The sequence below is a fragment of the Caballeronia sp. S22 genome, assembly GCF_964261745.1.
GTDB classification, from domain to species: Bacteria; Pseudomonadota; Gammaproteobacteria; order Burkholderiales; family Burkholderiaceae; genus Caballeronia; species Caballeronia jiangsuensis.
Genome location: NZ_OZ180036.1, coordinates 884,360 through 899,817 on the forward strand (window position 1 = coordinate 884,360; position 15,458 = coordinate 899,817).

At 64.2% G+C, this 15,458-nt stretch carries 14 protein-coding genes; 8 read left to right on the plus strand and 6 right to left on the minus strand.

Annotated elements, in window-relative coordinates; all coding sequences use genetic code 11:
* Positions 1–73: 73 nt before the first annotated feature.
* The gene (locus tag ACEN42_RS19360; RefSeq protein WP_371882221.1) at positions 74–943 is read left to right on the plus strand and encodes an alpha/beta fold hydrolase; all 870 of its coding nucleotides are present in this window, start codon (positions 74–76) and stop codon (positions 941–943) included.
* 227 nt (positions 944–1,170) lie between these two features.
* Positions 1,171–1,653 (plus strand): hypothetical protein, encoded by a 483-nt coding sequence (locus ACEN42_RS19365; protein WP_371882222.1) that lies wholly within the window; start codon positions 1,171–1,173, stop codon positions 1,651–1,653.
* Here ACEN42_RS19365 and ACEN42_RS19370 read toward each other — a convergent pair.
* Together ACEN42_RS19370 and ACEN42_RS19375 are read right to left on the minus strand one after the other, a co-directional pair.
* The gene (locus tag ACEN42_RS19370) at positions 1,647–2,996 is read right to left on the minus strand and encodes an MFS transporter (protein ID WP_371882223.1); all 1,350 of its coding nucleotides are present in this window, start codon (positions 2,994–2,996) and stop codon (positions 1,647–1,649) included. The two genes, ACEN42_RS19365 and ACEN42_RS19370, sit on opposite strands and share 7 nt — an antisense overlap.
* A gap of 106 nt (positions 2,997–3,102) precedes the next feature.
* Positions 3,103–4,062, minus strand: coding sequence for an MBL fold metallo-hydrolase (locus tag ACEN42_RS19375; protein ID WP_238216860.1), 960 nt, complete (start codon positions 4,060–4,062; stop codon positions 3,103–3,105).
* A gap of 181 nt (positions 4,063–4,243) precedes the next feature.
* Between ACEN42_RS19375 and ACEN42_RS19380 the strand changes: the two genes are divergently transcribed.
* Both ACEN42_RS19380 and ACEN42_RS19385 read left to right on the plus strand, forming a co-directional pair.
* Positions 4,244–5,023: an IclR family transcriptional regulator gene (locus ACEN42_RS19380; RefSeq protein ID WP_371882224.1), complete on the plus strand. Its 780-nt coding sequence runs from the start codon at positions 4,244–4,246 to the stop codon at positions 5,021–5,023.
* The gene (locus ACEN42_RS19385; RefSeq protein WP_371882225.1) at positions 5,020–5,826 is read left to right on the plus strand and encodes an IclR family transcriptional regulator; all 807 of its coding nucleotides are present in this window, start codon (positions 5,020–5,022) and stop codon (positions 5,824–5,826) included. Before ACEN42_RS19380 ends, ACEN42_RS19385 begins: the two co-directional genes overlap by 4 nt.
* Here ACEN42_RS19385 and pdxY read toward each other — a convergent pair.
* Entirely contained in the window at positions 5,823–6,704 is an 882-nt protein-coding gene (pdxY, locus tag ACEN42_RS19390; protein WP_187606401.1) for a pyridoxal kinase PdxY, read from the minus strand. The genes ACEN42_RS19385 and pdxY overlap by 4 nt on opposite strands.
* 483 nt (positions 6,705–7,187) lie before the next feature.
* Between pdxY and glgC the strand changes: the two genes are divergently transcribed.
* The 4 genes from glgC (at position 7,188) to ACEN42_RS19410 (ending at position 12,310) form a co-directional block, all read left to right on the plus strand.
* Positions 7,188–8,462, plus strand: coding sequence for a glucose-1-phosphate adenylyltransferase (glgC, locus tag ACEN42_RS19395; protein ID WP_035507443.1), 1,275 nt, complete (start codon positions 7,188–7,190; stop codon positions 8,460–8,462).
* Positions 8,463–8,516: 54 nt separating this feature from the next.
* Positions 8,517–9,980, plus strand: a complete 1,464-nt coding sequence (glgA, locus tag ACEN42_RS19400; RefSeq protein ID WP_371882226.1) for a glycogen synthase GlgA — start codon at positions 8,517–8,519, stop codon at positions 9,978–9,980.
* A gap of 63 nt (positions 9,981–10,043) precedes the next feature.
* On the plus strand, positions 10,044–10,844 hold the full coding sequence (locus tag ACEN42_RS19405) for an SDR family oxidoreductase (protein ID WP_238291915.1): 801 nt from the start codon (positions 10,044–10,046) through the stop codon (positions 10,842–10,844).
* A gap of 29 nt (positions 10,845–10,873) precedes the next feature.
* The gene (locus ACEN42_RS19410; RefSeq protein WP_371882227.1) at positions 10,874–12,310 is read left to right on the plus strand and encodes a dihydrolipoyl dehydrogenase; all 1,437 of its coding nucleotides are present in this window, start codon (positions 10,874–10,876) and stop codon (positions 12,308–12,310) included.
* 76 nt (positions 12,311–12,386) lie between these two features.
* Here ACEN42_RS19410 and ACEN42_RS19415 read toward each other — a convergent pair whose 3' ends face one another.
* The 3 genes from ACEN42_RS19415 to ACEN42_RS19425 all read right to left on the minus strand — a co-directional run bounded on the left by ACEN42_RS19415 (position 12,387) and on the right by ACEN42_RS19425 (position 15,452).
* On the minus strand, positions 12,387–12,743 hold the full coding sequence (locus tag ACEN42_RS19415) for a hypothetical protein (protein ID WP_035507454.1): 357 nt from the start codon (positions 12,741–12,743) through the stop codon (positions 12,387–12,389).
* Positions 12,744–13,007: 264 nt separating this feature from the next.
* Positions 13,008–13,904: a 3-hydroxyisobutyrate dehydrogenase gene (gene mmsB / locus ACEN42_RS19420; RefSeq protein ID WP_371882228.1), complete on the minus strand. Its 897-nt coding sequence runs from the start codon at positions 13,902–13,904 to the stop codon at positions 13,008–13,010.
* A gap of 15 nt (positions 13,905–13,919) precedes the next feature.
* A complete protein-coding gene (locus ACEN42_RS19425; RefSeq protein ID WP_371882229.1) occupies positions 13,920–15,452 on the minus strand; it encodes a CoA-acylating methylmalonate-semialdehyde dehydrogenase in 1,533 nt (510 codons plus the stop codon).
* Positions 15,453–15,458 lie beyond the last annotated feature (6 nt).

Below are 15,458 nucleotides of genomic sequence, written 5' to 3' on the forward strand. Positions count from 1 at the left end.
CTTCGACGTAATTGCCCGGCCCATCTCCTCCTGCGACGATGCAATCACACTGATCATCGACAAGGAGACGGACATGCCCGCGAATCATTATCGAGTTCACGCCGAAATCGCCCGCCCGAATTACGTCGCGACGAGCGGCGGCGTCGAGCTTTTCTATCGTGACTGGCAGCCCGAAGCTACACACGGCAACGGCAAGACCATCCTGTTCGTCCCCAGCTATTCGCTGCCGGGCGACATGTGGGCGTACCAGATGCTGCCGCTCGCGCGTCAGGGCTTTCGCTGCATCGCCTACGACAGGCGCGGCCACGGCCGCTCCAGCGATCCGGGCACCGGCTACGACTACGACACGCTCGCGGACGATCTCGCCGCCGTCATGAACGCGCTCGATCTTTCGAACGTCACGCTGGTCGGCTATTCGATGGGCGGCGCGGAAGCGGTCCGCTATCTGACGCGTCACGGCAGCGCGCGCGTCGCACGGCTCGCGTTGGTCGCATCGACATTGCCGATGCTGACGAAGACGCCGGACAATCCGGATGGCATCGACCGCGCATACGTCGACGCCTTCCAGCACGACTTGATGACGGACTATCCAAAGTGGCTCGCAGACAATGCGCGGCCGTTCGCCGGGCCGGGCGCATCGCAGGCGATGATCGACTGGATCCGGGAAATGGCGTTGCGCACGTCGCATCAGGCGCTTTTCGCGTGCAACGAAACGGTAAGCAGCGGCGATTTCCGCGACGAGCTGCGCGATATCGACGTGCCGACGCTCATCGTGCAGGGCGACCACGACGTGTCGAATCCGCTCGAACTGACCTCGCAACGCACGGCGCACCTGATTCCGAATGCGCGGCTCGTCGTCTACGAAGGCGCGCCGCACGGCGTTTTTCTGAGCGATGCGGCGCGGCTGACTGCGGATATCGGGGCGTTTGCGTCGGCGTTGTGAACCGCGGTCTGTGGTAGTGGCTTAATACCACCGTCGCGCCGGAAGTCGATCCGCTTTTCCATCAGCGTTTGTCGGATAAGCGCTGAGTCCTGACGCGTTTGAAAACACTCATAACAATAGACTCTGGAAGAATCCCGGCACACCGTAGCACTGCGGATTGACATCACAGCGCGCGACATGAAAGCATCGCCGCGCAGTCCTGCCCACCTCCATCGGAGTTCACCGCGATGATCTTCCACGCATCCATTCCCGCCAACGATCCGAAGCACGTCGCGCACGTGCTTGCCGAACTGTGGGACGGCTTCGCCGCGCCCTTCTCGCCGTTTCCCGACGCGTGGATGGCGGTGGCCGGCGACGATCGCGGCAGCATCATCGAGGTCTATCCGAGCGACCAGGTCATCACGCCGGGCGGCGGCCACGAGGAAAGCGTCAGCTACGGCGCCAATACTTTGAAGCGTCCGCAGTACAGCGCGTTCCACATGGCGATCGCGACGAAGCTGAGCGCGGAAGACGTCCTCGCGATCGGCGAGCGCGAAGGCTGGCGCGCGGTGCGCTGCACGCGCGGCGACAACTTCTTCCACGTGATCGAATTCTGGATTGAAAACTCGACGATGCTCGAATTCCTCACGCCCGAGATGCAGGCCGAATATCTCGCTTTCGCCACACCCGAAAACTTCAAGGCAATGGCGGCCGCCGCCGCGCCTCAGTAAGCGCTTTGCGTTGAGGACCGGTCGCCGCGCAGCCCGAACAGCAGCGCGGCGCCGCTCGCGAAGAGCAACAGCGAAAGCAGATGCACGGCGAGATCCATGCTGCCCGTCACGGTGCGGATCTGGCCGATCACCCACGGACTCACGATGCCGCTCGTGATACCGATACTGCTGATGACCGCGATGCCCGCCGCCGCGCTCTTGCCCGGCAGATGGCTCGCGGGCACGGCCCAGAAAATCGGCAGCGCGGCGAAAATCAGGGTCGCGGCGAGCGAGAGAATCGCGAGCATCAGCGGAAAGCTCGGAAAGTGCAGCGTGAGCGCCGCGAGCGCGATGCCGCCGCCGATCGTGCAGCACGCAAAATGCTTGCGCCGCTCAGCGACGCGATCCGAATGGCGCGCGATCAGAATCAGTCCCACCGCGCCGATCGCGTTCGGCACGACGGTGTAGAGGCTGACGGACAGCACATCGGTAATGCCGAAATCGCGGATCATCAGCGGCATCCAGAAGCTCAGCGTCAGCGATGCGCACGTCAGCGAAAAATAGATGAACGCGAAGAGATAGAGGCGCGGGTTGCGCAGCGCGTCGAGCAGGCCGCGACGGTCGTGCGCATCGGCGCTGGCGTTCGTTTGCGGGCACAGCGCGGCCAGGCGCTCCTGTTCCCCTTGCGTGAGCCAGTGCGCATCGCGCGGCGTGTCCACCAGGAGTCGCAAGGCGACGAGGCCGAGCAGCACCGCGGGCGCGCCCTCGATCGCGAACATCCATTGCCAGCCGTGCAGGCCCATCACGCCCGCCATGTCGCGCATGATCCAGCCGGACACCAGTCCGCCGAACACGCCCGCCACCGCGACGCCCGCGAAAAACACCGACATCACGCCGGCGCGCCGCTTCGCCGGAAACCAGTAGGTCAGATACAGCACGATGCCCGGAAAGAAGCCCGCCTCGAACACGCCGAGGAGAAAGCGCAGCAGATAGAAATGCCCGGGGGTCGCGACGAACATCATGCCGACCGATGCCGCGCCCCACAGCAGCATGATCCGCGTGAACGTGCGGCGTGCGCCGAACTTCGCGAGCAGCAGGTTGCTCGGCACTTCGAAAAGCACGTAGCCGACGTAGAACACGGCGGCGCCGAGGCCGTACATCGCATCGGAGAAACCGAGATCGTGCTTCATCTGCAACTGCGCGAAGCCGATATTGATACGGTCCAGAAACGACACCACGTAGCACAGAAACAAAAACGGAATGATGCGCCACGCGATTTTGCGAAACAGCGCATCGTCCGACAGGGCGTGTATTTCCGCGACGGAACTCGGGCTGAGCGCCGCCGTGCTGATCGACTTCGACATGTCTCGCTCCAGATGGGCGTGAGAAGGCCGGCGTCTTGAGCGCGCCTTTTTGCCTGAACAGAAAGAAGAGCGGCGCGTTTTTAGTACGCGCCGCGAGGGATGACCGTCAGTCCTGCAGCGCGGCCCACATATCCTTGTCGCGCTGAGCCGTCCAGATGCGCGGATGCTTGATGCCGCTCGCCTCGTCATAGGCGCGCGACACGTCGAACGGCAGGCAGTGTTCGTAGATGAAGACGTGGCCGAACTTGGGGTCCATCGCGCGGCGGGTGAGCGCCATCGAGCCCTTCAGATCGAGCTTCTCGGCGACGGCTTCGCGGCCCGCCTGCAGCAGCGTCGTGACGAAATCCTTCGTGTAGTCGAGGCCCTTGTCGACTTCCGCCGGCGACAGCAGCGCGGGACCGCGGCCCGGCACGAGCTTGTCCGCCTTCAGCGCGCGCAACGCTTCGAGCGTCGTGGGCCATTCTTCGAGTTGCGCGTCGCCGCAATAACAGGCGGCGTCGTACTCGACCAGATCGCCCGAAAACAGCACCTTCTGCGACGGCAGCCAGACGACCGTGTCGCCCTTCGTATGGCCCGCGCCGAGATGGGCGATCTTCACTTCGAGCTTGCCGAGGAACAACGTGATTTCCTTCTCGAAGACGAGCGTCGGCCACGTGAGGCCGGGCACCGTCTCGACGCCGGCGAACAGACGCGGAAAGCGCTCGATTTCCGACTTCATGTCCTGCTCGCCGCGCTCAACGATCATTTCATACGTGCCGCGGCTCGCGATGACCTGCTCTGCGCCTTCCGCGAAATACGCCGACGCGCCGAGCACACGCACCGCGTGGTAATGCGACAGCACGACGTATTTGATCGGCTTGTCGGTGACGCTGCGGATCTTCGCGATGAGGTCCTGCGCCATCGCCGGCGTGGCGGTCGTATCGACGATCAGAACGCCGTCGTCACCGATGATCACGCCCGAGTTCGGATCGCCCTCAGCCGTGTACGCGTAGGCGTTCTCGGAAAGCTGCGTGAAAGTGACCTTCTTCTCTTCCAGATCGGCCTGCGATGCGAATGCTTTTGCCATGATCGTGTCTCGATTCCATTCTCGTGGGGATGAATGGATGATCGTCGTGGCGATGATCTTTGTCAACAGCAAGTACTCTTGTTATTTGCAAATCAAGGGTAAATACCGAATCGCGTTATCGGATGATTCCTGCTCGGCTAACATCTGCCATTCGTTCACTTTTATCGATCGCGGAGTGCTCTTGGTTCGTCCCACTCATGCCACGCCTGACGCCGAAGCCGGCGAAGAGAAAAAACAGCGCGGCGTTCAGAGCGTCGAAGTCGGCGCGCGTCTGCTCGATGCGCTCGCCGCACGACGCGAGCCGCTCGCGTTGAGCGCGCTGGCCGAAGCCGCCGGGCTCTCGACCGCGCAGGCGCATACCTATCTCGTGAGTCTCACGCGTCTCGGGCTCGTCAAGCGCGACGCGCTCACCGGCAACTACGAGCCGGGTCCGCTTTCGCTGCGTCTCGGTCTATTGAATCTGGAACATCAGCCGGCGTATCGCGCGGCCGCGTCGCGCGTTCCGGCACTGGCGCTCGCAACCGGCATGAGCGTCGCGGTCAGCGTCGCCGGGCCGCAAGGGCCGACCATCGTGCGTTACGAGCGCGGCGGCTATCCGTTGCATGTCAATTTGCACGTCGGCACGGTGATGTCGCTTTCCGCGACGGCGACCGGACGCGTCTTCCGCGCTTTCGACGAAGATGCCCGCATCGCCGCGATGCTCGCGCATCAGGCCGAAGCCGACGCGCCGGAGATGAGCGCGCGCATCGGTGAGATACGGGCGCGCGGCATCGAGCGCGGCGTCGATGCGCCGAGTCCGGGCGTCAGCAGCATGAGCGTGCCGGTATTCGACGGCGCGCAGCGGATGCAGCTTGCGCTGACCGCGATCGGGCCGACCGGTCTGTGCGATGTCGATTGGGACGGCCCGCTGGCACACGCATTGAAAGACGCGGCTCGCGATATCACCGGATTGCTTTCATGACGACGTTCGACGAAGACATCAAGCCGCAGCGCGGCATCAACGCACTCGACGCGACCGGCGATCTGTTGCGCGCATTGGTTGCGGCAGGCCAGCCGCTCACGCTGCGCGATCTGGCCGCCGCGGCCGGCATGCCGCCCGCGAAAGCGTTCGCTCATCTGGTGAGTCTGGTGAAGGTCGGCCTGCTCGCGCGCGACGACGCCGGGCTGTTCCACGCGGGCCGGTTGAGCCGCGAGCTCGGGCTCATCGCGCTGCAACGTCTTTCGCCGATCCGCGACGCGGAAAGCGAAATCGTCGCGCTCGCCGCGAGCACGTCGATGACCGTTGCCGCCGCCGCGCTCGGCCCGCTCGGCCCGACCGTGATCCGGCTGGAAGAATCGGCGCGGCCACAGCATGTCAGCTTGAGAGTCGGCACGGCGATGTCGCTCGTCAACACGGCGATCGGGCGCGTCTACGCCGCGCATCTGCCGGCGGACATGCTTGCATCGTTGATGGAACAGGATCACATCCGCTTGGCGGGTTCGGCGCCGGATGCGGGACTGGATACCGCGTATCGCGCGCGGCTGGACGGTATCAGGGAACGCGGCCTCGAAACGGCGCTCGGTGTGCCGGTGCCCGGCATCCATGCGCTGGCCGCGCCGGTTTTCGATCACACCGGCAGCGTGTGCCTCGTGATTGCGTTGATCGGCTCGTCGGGCGGCTTCGACAGCACTGCGGACGGCCCGCTGGCACGCGCCCTTCTTGCCGCGACGCGGCGTCTGTCGTGGCGTTTCGGCCTGATGGAAGCGAACGGCCGGGCGACCTAGCGGCCCCTGGCTCGCTCCGTGCCGGTGACGCGGATCGCGGGAAAACGATCGGTCGGCTTCGCGATCTCATCCTGCGACGCGACGATTTCCAGCTCGTAGCGCCCTGCATCGTAAGTCGCCTTGACGACGGCATTCACCGCCGCAAGCGTGTGCTCCAGCGCCGTGCGCAGCGAATCGCCCTGCAGGGTGCGCGCGACGAACACCGCGCTCGTCAGATCGCCGACGCCTACCGGCTGCCGCGCGAACGGATAGAGCGGGCGCTGCGCGAACCACGCTTCGGACGGCGACACGGCGAGCATGTTGAAGGTGTCGGCGCGGCTGTTGCGATCGAGCAGATGCTTCACCATCACGATGCGCGGGCCGCGCGCGATCACGTCGCGGCACGCGTCGACCGCTTCTTCCACCGTTTCGATGGTGCGCCCGACGAGCTTTTCCAGCTCGACGTGATTGGGGATGATCGCATCGGCGATTTCGGGCATGGTCGTGACGAGGAAATCCTCGATGCCCGGCGCGACCGTGCAGCCGCCCGTCTGACCCATGACCGGATCGCAAAAATAGAGCGCGCGCGGGTTCACGGCCTTCACCATCTTCACGATTTCGACCACTGCGCGAGCCTGCTCCGGCGCGCCGAGATAGCCGGACAGCACCGCGTTGCAGCGCGCGAGCACGCCGATCGCGCCGATGCCTTCGATCACGTTCTGAAGCTCGTCGGCGTCGAACGCGCTGCCGGTCCAGCGGCCATACTGCGTGTGATTGGAGAACTGCACGGTGTTGAGCGGCCAGACGTTGACGCCCAGACGCCGCATCGGGAAAACCGCGGCGCTGTTGCCCGCATGGCCGAACACCACATGCGATTGAATGCTCAGGACGTTGTTCATGTTCTGCTTTCCCGATTGATCGTGTCCGGACTGGTGAAACGTTTGTCGCGCCGATGGTCGTGCGGCGCAGCGCAACAGCGACTTTACGAAGAGCGCCCGTGGACGCCGTCTGCGGGCGTGCGCAGGCAACTCGATCTTCGTATTGTGCCGTGCCTCGACGCACTGCGGCATGGCCCGTTCGATATAAATTGCCAACACGCGTTTTATCAAGCGATCCGATCGATCAGAAGCCCAAAAGGTCGCGCGGCTGCAACACCATCATCGCCCGAAGAGGCCGCGCAGCACGCCCGTGCGCCGTTCGGCACGCCGCTTGCTCGATCGATCCGATTGCATCGGCGGTGCATCAACGCGAAAAAAACGAGCGAGTTCAGCACACGGAGTCGAATGCGCGCCGGATAATGCTCATCGACGCAACAGCGAAAGCACACGAGGACGAACACACGGCAAGACATCAATAGTCGCAGGTCAAATCAGGAGGCTGGCATGGAGACGCTGTCTAAGAATCGCACCGATTTGCAAAAGTCGACCCTCGCAATCGTTCTCGCCGGCGGGCGCGGCACCCGCCTCGGCCCGCTCACCGACAAGCGCGTGAAGCCGGCCGTCCACTTCGGCGGCAAGTACCGCATCGTCGATTTCGCGTTGTCCAACTGCCTCAATTCCGGCATCCGCCGCATCGCCGTCGTCACGCAATACAAGGCCCATTCGCTCATCCGGCACCTCCAGCGCGGCTGGGGTTTCCTGCGCGGCGAGTTCAACGAGTTCATCGATATCTGGCCGGCGCAGCAGCGCGTCGATTCGAGCTGGTATCGCGGCACTGCCGACGCCGTCTATCAGAACCTCGATATCGTCCGTTCGATCGGGCCGGAATTCGTCATCGTGCTGGCGGGCGATCACATCTACAAGATGGATTACACGCGCATGGTGCTCGACCATGTGGAGAGCGGCGCGGACTGCACGGTCGGCTGCATCGAGGTGCCGCGCATGGACGCCGTCGCGTTCGGCGTGATGCACGTCGACGAGAACCGCCGCGTCACGGACTTCCTAGAAAAGCCCGCCGATCCGCCCGCGATGCCGGGCAAGCCGGATATCGCGCTCGCGAGCATGGGCATCTACGTGTTCAGCGCGAAATATCTCTACGACATGCTGCAGGAGAACATCGAGACGTCGAACACGGATCACGACTTCGGCAAGGACATCATTCCGCGCGTCGTCACGACCGGCAAGGCGATCGCGCATCCGTTCGGCATGTCGTGCGTCACGTCGAGCACCGATCCCGAGGCGCCGGCCTACTGGCGCGATGTCGGCACGGTGGACGCCTACTGGTCGGCGAACCTCGATCTCGCCTCGACCATCCCCGAACTCGATCTCTACGACCGCAACTGGCCGATCTGGACCAACCAGGAACAGTTGCCGCCCGGCAAGTTCGTGCGCGACCTGAACGGCCAGCAAGGCGCGATCACGAATCTGCTCGTATGCGGCGGCTGCGTGATTTCGGGATCGCAGGTGTCGAAGTCGGTGTTTTCGTCGGCGGTGCGGGTGCACTCGTTCTGTAACATCAATGAGGCAGTCTTGTTGCCTCAGGTGACCATCGGGCCGAGTTGCAGATTGCAGCGCGTCGTGATCGATCGCGGTTGCACGGTGCCCGAAGGTCTCGTGGTCGGCGAGGACCCGGACGACGACGCCGCGCGCTTCTTCCGTACGGAGTCGGGTGTCACGCTCATCACGCGCGACGCACTGGCGCGGCTGCCGCAAAGTTAGGCGCCGGCGCGCCGGACGACCACGACAACACGAATCCATTCGACGGGAGCGCCGATGACCGTATGCGTGCTGCATGCCGCAGCAGAAATGTTTCCACTGTTGAAAACCGGCGGCCTCGCCGATGTAGTCGGCGCGCTGCCGCCCGCGCAGTCGCAACTGGGCACGGATGCGCGCGTCGTGCTGCCGGGCTTTCCCGCCGTGCTCGCGGGCCTCGAGGACCTTCAGCCGGTCGCCGATCTGGGCGCCGCGTTCGGCGCGGGCAACGTGCGGCTCGAACGTGGCGTGCTGCAACCGCACGGCGTCGCGGTGTACGTCGTGCGCGCAGATCAGTTCTACGATCGCCCGGGCAATCCGTATCTCGATGCCGCGCATCGCTCATATGCCGACAATGACCGCCGCTTCGCGCTGCTCGGCTGGGCGGCGGCGCGCATCGCGACGGGCGCCGATCCGGCGTGGAAGCCGCATATCGTCCACGCGCACGACTGGCACGCGGGACTCGCGCCCGCGTATCTGCGCGCATTCGAGCGCGACGGCGCGGCCAGGGTCGCGAGCGTGATGACCGTGCACAACCTCGCGTACCAGGGCACGTTCGCCGCGTCGGAATTCGGGGCGCTCCAGTTGCCCGCCGACTTTTACGCGGTGGACGGCGTGGAGTTCTACGGCCACGTCTCGTTCCTGAAGGCGGGTCTCTACTACGCGGACCGCATCACGACGGTGAGCCCGACCTACGCGCGCGAAATACAGACGCAGGCGCACGGCGCCGGGCTGCACGGCTTGCTGCAGACCCGCACCTACGACATCACCGGCATCCTGAACGGCGTCGATTATTCGATCTGGAGCCCGTCGGTCGATGAATCCATCGCGGCGAAGTACACCGCGTCGAAGCCATCGGCGAAATCGAAGTGCAAGGCGGCGCTGCAGGAACGCATGGGACTCGCGCGCGATGACGACGCCCTGCTCTTCGGCGTCGTCAGCCGGCTCACCGAGCAGAAAGGGCTCGATCTATTGCTCTCGGCCGTGCCCGATATCGTCCAGCGCGGCGGCCAGCTGGCGGTGCTCGGCACGGGCGATCCGGCGCTCGAAACCGGCATGAAGAACGCGGCGGCGGCGCATCCGGGCGCGGTCGCGATCGAGCTGGGTTTCGACGAGACGCTCTCGCATTCGATCATCGCGGGCAGCGATGTGGTGATGGTGCCGTCGCGCTTCGAGCCGTGCGGCCTCACGCAGCTCTACGCGCTCGCCTACGGCTCGCTGCCGCTCGTGCATCGTGTGGGCGGGCTTGCCGACACCGTCGTCGACAGTTCGCTGGAAAATCTCGCCGACGACCTCGCGACCGGCTTCGTCTTCGATACCTTCGATCGCGCGGGCATCGTCGGCGCGATCCGGCGCGCGTTCGCACTGAAGGCGCGGCGCACGGACTGGAAGGCCGTCGTCAAGCGCGCGATGGGCCAGAGCTTCAGCTGGGAAGCGGCCGCGCTGAAATACGCCGACGTGTATGAGGAATTGAAGAGTCGCTGAAGCCTTCCTTCCGTGGGCGCACGCCTTGCTGCCGAGGAACGACTGACCATCACGGAACTGCACATGCACAAACCCCTCGCAGGCCAGATAGCGCTCGTGACGGGCGCGAGTTCGGGCATCGGCGCGGGCGTCGCCACCGCGCTCGCCGACGCGGGCGCGCACGTCGCCATCAACTATCACTCGCACGCGGAACCGGCCGAAGAACTCGCCGCCGCGATCACGGCGAAAGGCGGCGAAGCGTTCGCCGTCGGCGCGGATGTATCCGACGAAACCCAGATCGACGCGATGTTCGATGCCGTCGTGAAGCGCTTCGGGACTATCGATATCGTCGTTGCGAATTCCGGGCTGCAGAAGGACGCGAAGTTTTCCGCGCTCACGCTCGCCGACTGGAACACGGTCATCGAAACGAACCTCACGGGACAATTCCTGACCGCGCAACGCGCCGTGCGCATATTCGAGCGGCGCGGCATGCGCGACGTGTCGAAGGCGCTCGGAAAGATCATCTGCATGAGCTCGGTTCACGAGGTCATTCCGTGGGCCGGACACGTGAACTACGCGGCGTCCAAAGGCGGCATCCAGATGATGATGAAAACCATCGCGCAGGAAGTCGCGCCGCAGCGTATTCGCGTGAACGGCATCGCGCCCGGCGCAATCCGCACGCCGATCAACAAGGACGCATGGGACACGCAGGAGAAGCTCGACAAGCTGCTGACGTTGATTCCGTACGGGCGAGTCGGGGAAGTGGAGGATATCGGCCGCGCGGCGGTCTGGCTCGCGTCCGATGACAGCGATTACGTCGTCGGCACGACGCTTTTCGTCGATGGCGGCATGACGCTCTATCCCGGATTCGCGGATAACGGCTGATATCGCATCGACAAAAACACGGGGACGCAATGAACGAAATCAAGGTTGACGTCGCCGTGATCGGCGCAGGCACTGCGGGCATGGCCGCGTTGCGCGCGGCGCGGCTCGCGGGCGCGAACGCGGTGCTGATCGAGGGCGGCGAGTTCGGCACGACCTGCGCGCGCGTCGGCTGCATGCCGTCGAAGCTGCTGCTCGCGGCGGCGAATGGATTGCACGATGCGCGTTCGCTGGCCGCGCGCGGCATCGAAGGCACGCATGCGCTCGAAGCGGACTACGCGCATGTGCTCGACTACGTGCGGCGCGAGCGCGATTACTTCGTCAAGAGCGTGCTCGAAGAAACCGACGCGCTGCCCGGCGGCATCGTGCTGCACGGCGAGGCGCGCTTCGAAGCGCCGACGCGGCTCGTCGTCGGTGACGGCACGCGCGTGGAGGCGAAGAGCGTCGTGATCGCGACGGGCGCGACGCCGAGCGTGCCCGAGGAACTGAGGGTGTTCGGCGACAAGCTCATCACGAGCGACGATCTTTTCGAGCTGCGCACGCTGCCGAAGCGCATCGCGGTGTTCGGCGCGGGACCGATCGCGCTGGAGCTCGGACAGACGCTCGCGCGTCTCGATGTCGATATCCTCATGTTCGGCAAGGGCGGCCGCGTTGCAGGGCTCACCGACAAACCCGTGCGCGATGCGCTCGCCGCCGCGCTCGCCGACGAGTTCCATTTCGATCCCGACGCGAAGTTCGAAAAGATGTCGGTCGAAGACGGCGTGCCCACGCTGCGCTTCACCTCGCCGGATGGCGCGAGCCACGTCGAGCGCGTCGATCTGGTGCTCGCAGCGACGGGCCGCAGACCGAATCTCGCGCCGCTCGCGCTCGAAAACGCGGGCATCGAACTGAACGAAAAAGGCGTGCCGCTGTTCGACGAAACCACGATGCAATGCGGCACGAGTTCCGTCTTCATCGCGGGCGATTGCGACGGCACGCGTCCCTGGCTCCACGACGCCGCCGACGAAGGCAAGCTCGCCGGCGACAACGCCGCGCGCTTCCCGGACGTGCAGGCGGTCAAGCGCAAGGTGCCCTTCTCGATCGTGTTCAGCGAGCCGCAGGCGGTAAGCGTCGGCGCATCGTACGTCGAGCTCGACAAGCAGATGACGGTGACCGGCGAGGTATCGTTCGAGACTCAGGGCAGAAGCCGCGTGATGCGGCAAAATCGCGGCTTGCTGCACGTCTACGCCGACGCGAAAACCGGCAAGCTTCGCGGCGCGCAAGGCTGCGGCCCGGCGATGGAGCATCTGGGGCATCTGCTCGCGTGGGCGCTGCAACTTGAGTTGACGCTCGATGAAGCGCTCAAGCTGCCTTTCTATCATCCGGTGGTGGAAGAAGGCCTGCGCAGCGCGCTGAAGGATGCGGACAGAAAATGCTATGAAGAGCGTTCGGAGGCACCGCCGACCTTACCGAGCGCGGCAGGTTGCTAGGCGCGCCAAAAAACAAACGCCGGCTGCGGAGAGCCGGCGTTTCTTCTTTCGAATCATGCAAGAGAGCCGTCAGCGATCAGCTTCCGCTCAAACCATATTGCAGTGCAAGATCGAAACCCAGCACCACTAGCGAACAGAAGAGACCCAGCGACAAATTCGCCAGCCGGTGGCCGACATCCTTGTGCTTCGTCAGAACGGCGCCCGCGAGGAACGCGATTTCCACGATGACCTGCATACAGAACACGGCGATCATCAACGCGAACTCATAACCCATCGAGTTGAAGTTCATGAAGTTGAAGCCGTTTACCGCGACCCAAGAACCCACTCGCCAGGCTTCGTATGCCAATAGCAGCAACGGAAAGAAATAGCTGGCTACATAAGTCGGCACCGTGGCGTGCCGCAGTTCCATATTTAAGTGACGTGTTACTTGCATCGCGTACTCCTCATCTGATTGCCCGAAAACGACGGGCGTTCTACCTGCACCGTGGCGCAACCGGAGCGTTCTGACCGAACGGCAGACGGGCGTCGTGCTTTCAGAATAGGACAATTTTCGGGAAAGCGAATCATCGTATTCCCGATGATCACACCCAGTAAGGGATTACACGATGCATTGTGCAGTGCAACTGAACAACGTTGTTATTTAGACCCTTGAATTCGGCACGCGCGTGCGCACCGAACCCATAACTCGTTTGATCGCTTATTGGCCGTTTTGTTGCTTGGCGTATAGCTTGATAATGCCTGAAAAATCGAGTCCGCCGAGTCCCTGCTGGCTCATCGACTGATACAACTGTTGTGCCAGCGCGCCCATGAAAACGGGCTGCCTTGCGCTACGCGCCGCATCGACGGCAAGGCCCAGATCCTTCAGCATCAGATCCGCGCCAAAGCCGCCCGAATATCCGCGCGAAGCGGGTGCCGTTTCGACGATTCCCGGATAGGGATTACACGTATCCGAACTCCAGCAACGCCCGGTCGATGTATTGACGATGCTCGCCAGTTTCGTCGGATCGATGCCGAGGGTTTCGCCCAGCTTCATCGCTTCCGCGACGCCGATCATGGAAATCCCTAGCAGCAGGTTATTGCATATCTTGGCGATCTGACCGGTGCCCGTTTCGCCGCAGCGCACCATGTTCTTGCCCATGCCTGAGAGCATGGGGCGCAGCGTTTCGAAGAGCGCTTCGTCGGCGCCGACCATGAAGGTCAGCGTACCCGCCTGTGCGCCGACGACGCCGCCGGAAACCGGTGCATCGGCGAACGGATTGCCCTGCTTCGCCGCCGCTTGGCCGATGAGCTTCGCGGTGGCCGGATCGATCGTGCTGCTGTCGACGAGCGGCACGCCCTTCGCAACACCCGCAAGCACGCCGTCATCGCCGAGATAGACCGACTTCACATGCTGCGCTGCGGGAAGCATCGTGATGACGACTTCCGCGCCTTCGGCGGCCGCGCGCGGCGAAGCGGCCAGCGTCGCGCCCGCCGCTTTCGCCGCGTCCAGCGCATCGGGCACGAGATCGAACGCCGTTACCGCGTGACCCGCTTTGAGGAGATTGGCGGCCATCGGGCCGCCCATGTGCCCGAGGCCGATAAAGCCTATTTTCATCGCCGTCTCCTTTTCTTATCTCAGCGAGATGGTCGTGTTGACGCCGTCGTTCACCGTGGCGTCGTCGAACCAGCGCGAGGTGACCGTCTTGGTCTGGGTGTAGAACTGCACGACCTGCTTGCCGTACGGCCCGAGATCGCCCAGTTTCGAACCGCGCGAGCCCGTGAAGCTGAACGCGGGCACCGGCACCGGAATCGGAATGTTGATGCCCACCTGGCCGATATCGATCTCGCTCTGGAACTTGCGCGCCGCAGCTCCGCTCTGCGTGAAGAGACCCACGCCGTTGCCCATCGGATTGCGATTGACGAGCGCGATCGCGTCATCGAGCGTGTCGGCCTCGACCACGCACAGCACCGGGCCGAAGATCTCGGTCTTGTAGATCGACATGTCCGTATCGACGTTCGTGAAGATCGTCGGGCCGATGAAATTGCCGTTCTCGTAGCCCTTCACATCGATACCGCGGCCATCGAGCGCGAGCGTCGCGCCCTCTTCCACGCCGCGGCCGATCAGGCCGAGAATGCGCTCCTTCGCCGTTTTCGAGACGACCGGGCCGACATCCGTATTCGGTTCGATGCCCGCATTGACCTTGAGCGTCCTCGCGCGTTCGACGAGCTCCGGCACCCACTCCTTCGACGCCCCGACGAACACCGCCACCGACGTCGCCATGCAGCGCTGGCCCGCCGCGCCGAAGCCCGCGCCCGCGAGCGCGTTGAGCGTCTGTTCCTTGTTCGCGTCGGGCAGCACGACGGCGTGATTCTTCGCGCCCATCATCGACTGCACGCGCTTGCCGTGCTGGCTCCCGAGGTTGTAGACATGCGTGCCGACGGCCGTCGAACCGACGAACGAGATCGCCTTGATGTCGGGATGCGTGCAGATCGCGTCCACGACTTCCTTGCCGCCATGCACGACGTTGAGCACGCCCGGCGGCACGCCTGCTTCGATCGCGAGCTCGACGAGCTCCATCGTCGAAAGCGGGTCCTGTTCCGACGGCTTCAGCACGAAGGTGTTGCCGCAGACGATCGCCATCGGGAACATCCACAGCGGGATCATCGCGGGAAAGTTGAACGGCGTGATGCCCGCGCAGACGCCGATCGGCTGGCGCAGCGTGTAGGTATCGACGCCGCCCGCGACGTTCTCGGAGAATTCGCCTTGCTGCAGCGTGCTGATCGAGCACGCATGTTCGACGACTTCGAGACCGCGGAAGATGTCGCCCTCGGCATCGGCCAGCGTCTTGCCCTGCTCGGCCGTGAGCGTCTGCGCGATGCGCTTCTGGTTCTGGCGCACGAGATCCTGGAACTTCAGCATCAGACGCATGCGCGCGCCGAGCGGCGTCGTGCGCCACGTCTGAAACGCCTTGTGCGCGGCGGCAACGGCGGCGTTCACCTCGTCCATCGTCGCGAAGGGCACGCGGCCGACCACCTCCTGTGTCGCGGGATTGACGATGTCGCGCCACTCGGTCGTCTTCGAATCGACGAACTGGCCGTCGATCAGCAGCTTGGCCGTACGGACGGACGTATTCTGCGCCGGATGTTCAGCAGCGATATTCACGAGTCA

Bases quoted from the DNA above. Each gene is read 5' to 3' on its own strand.
- ACEN42_RS19360 (WP_371882221.1), top strand. From the start codon at position 74: ATGCCCGCGAATCATTATCGAGTTCACGCCGAAATCGCCCGCCCGAAT.
- ACEN42_RS19365 (WP_371882222.1), top strand. From the start codon at position 1,171: ATGATCTTCCACGCATCCATTCCCGCCAACGATCCGAAGCACGTCGCG.
- ACEN42_RS19370 (WP_371882223.1), bottom strand. From the start codon at position 2,996: ATGTCGAAGTCGATCAGCACGGCGGCGCTCAGCCCGAGTTCCGTCGCG.
- ACEN42_RS19375 (WP_238216860.1), bottom strand. From the start codon at position 4,062: ATGGCAAAAGCATTCGCATCGCAGGCCGATCTGGAAGAGAAGAAGGTC.
- ACEN42_RS19385 (WP_371882225.1), top strand. From the start codon at position 5,020: ATGACGACGTTCGACGAAGACATCAAGCCGCAGCGCGGCATCAACGCA.
- pdxY (WP_187606401.1), bottom strand. From the start codon at position 6,704: ATGAACAACGTCCTGAGCATTCAATCGCATGTGGTGTTCGGCCATGCG.
- glgC (WP_035507443.1), top strand. From the start codon at position 7,188: ATGGAGACGCTGTCTAAGAATCGCACCGATTTGCAAAAGTCGACCCTC.
- glgA (WP_371882226.1), top strand. From the start codon at position 8,517: ATGACCGTATGCGTGCTGCATGCCGCAGCAGAAATGTTTCCACTGTTG.
- ACEN42_RS19405 (WP_238291915.1), top strand. From the start codon at position 10,044: ATGCACAAACCCCTCGCAGGCCAGATAGCGCTCGTGACGGGCGCGAGT.
- ACEN42_RS19410 (WP_371882227.1), top strand. From the start codon at position 10,874: ATGAACGAAATCAAGGTTGACGTCGCCGTGATCGGCGCAGGCACTGCG.
- ACEN42_RS19415 (WP_035507454.1), bottom strand. From the start codon at position 12,743: ATGCAAGTAACACGTCACTTAAATATGGAACTGCGGCACGCCACGGTG.
- mmsB (WP_371882228.1), bottom strand. From the start codon at position 13,904: ATGAAAATAGGCTTTATCGGCCTCGGGCACATGGGCGGCCCGATGGCC.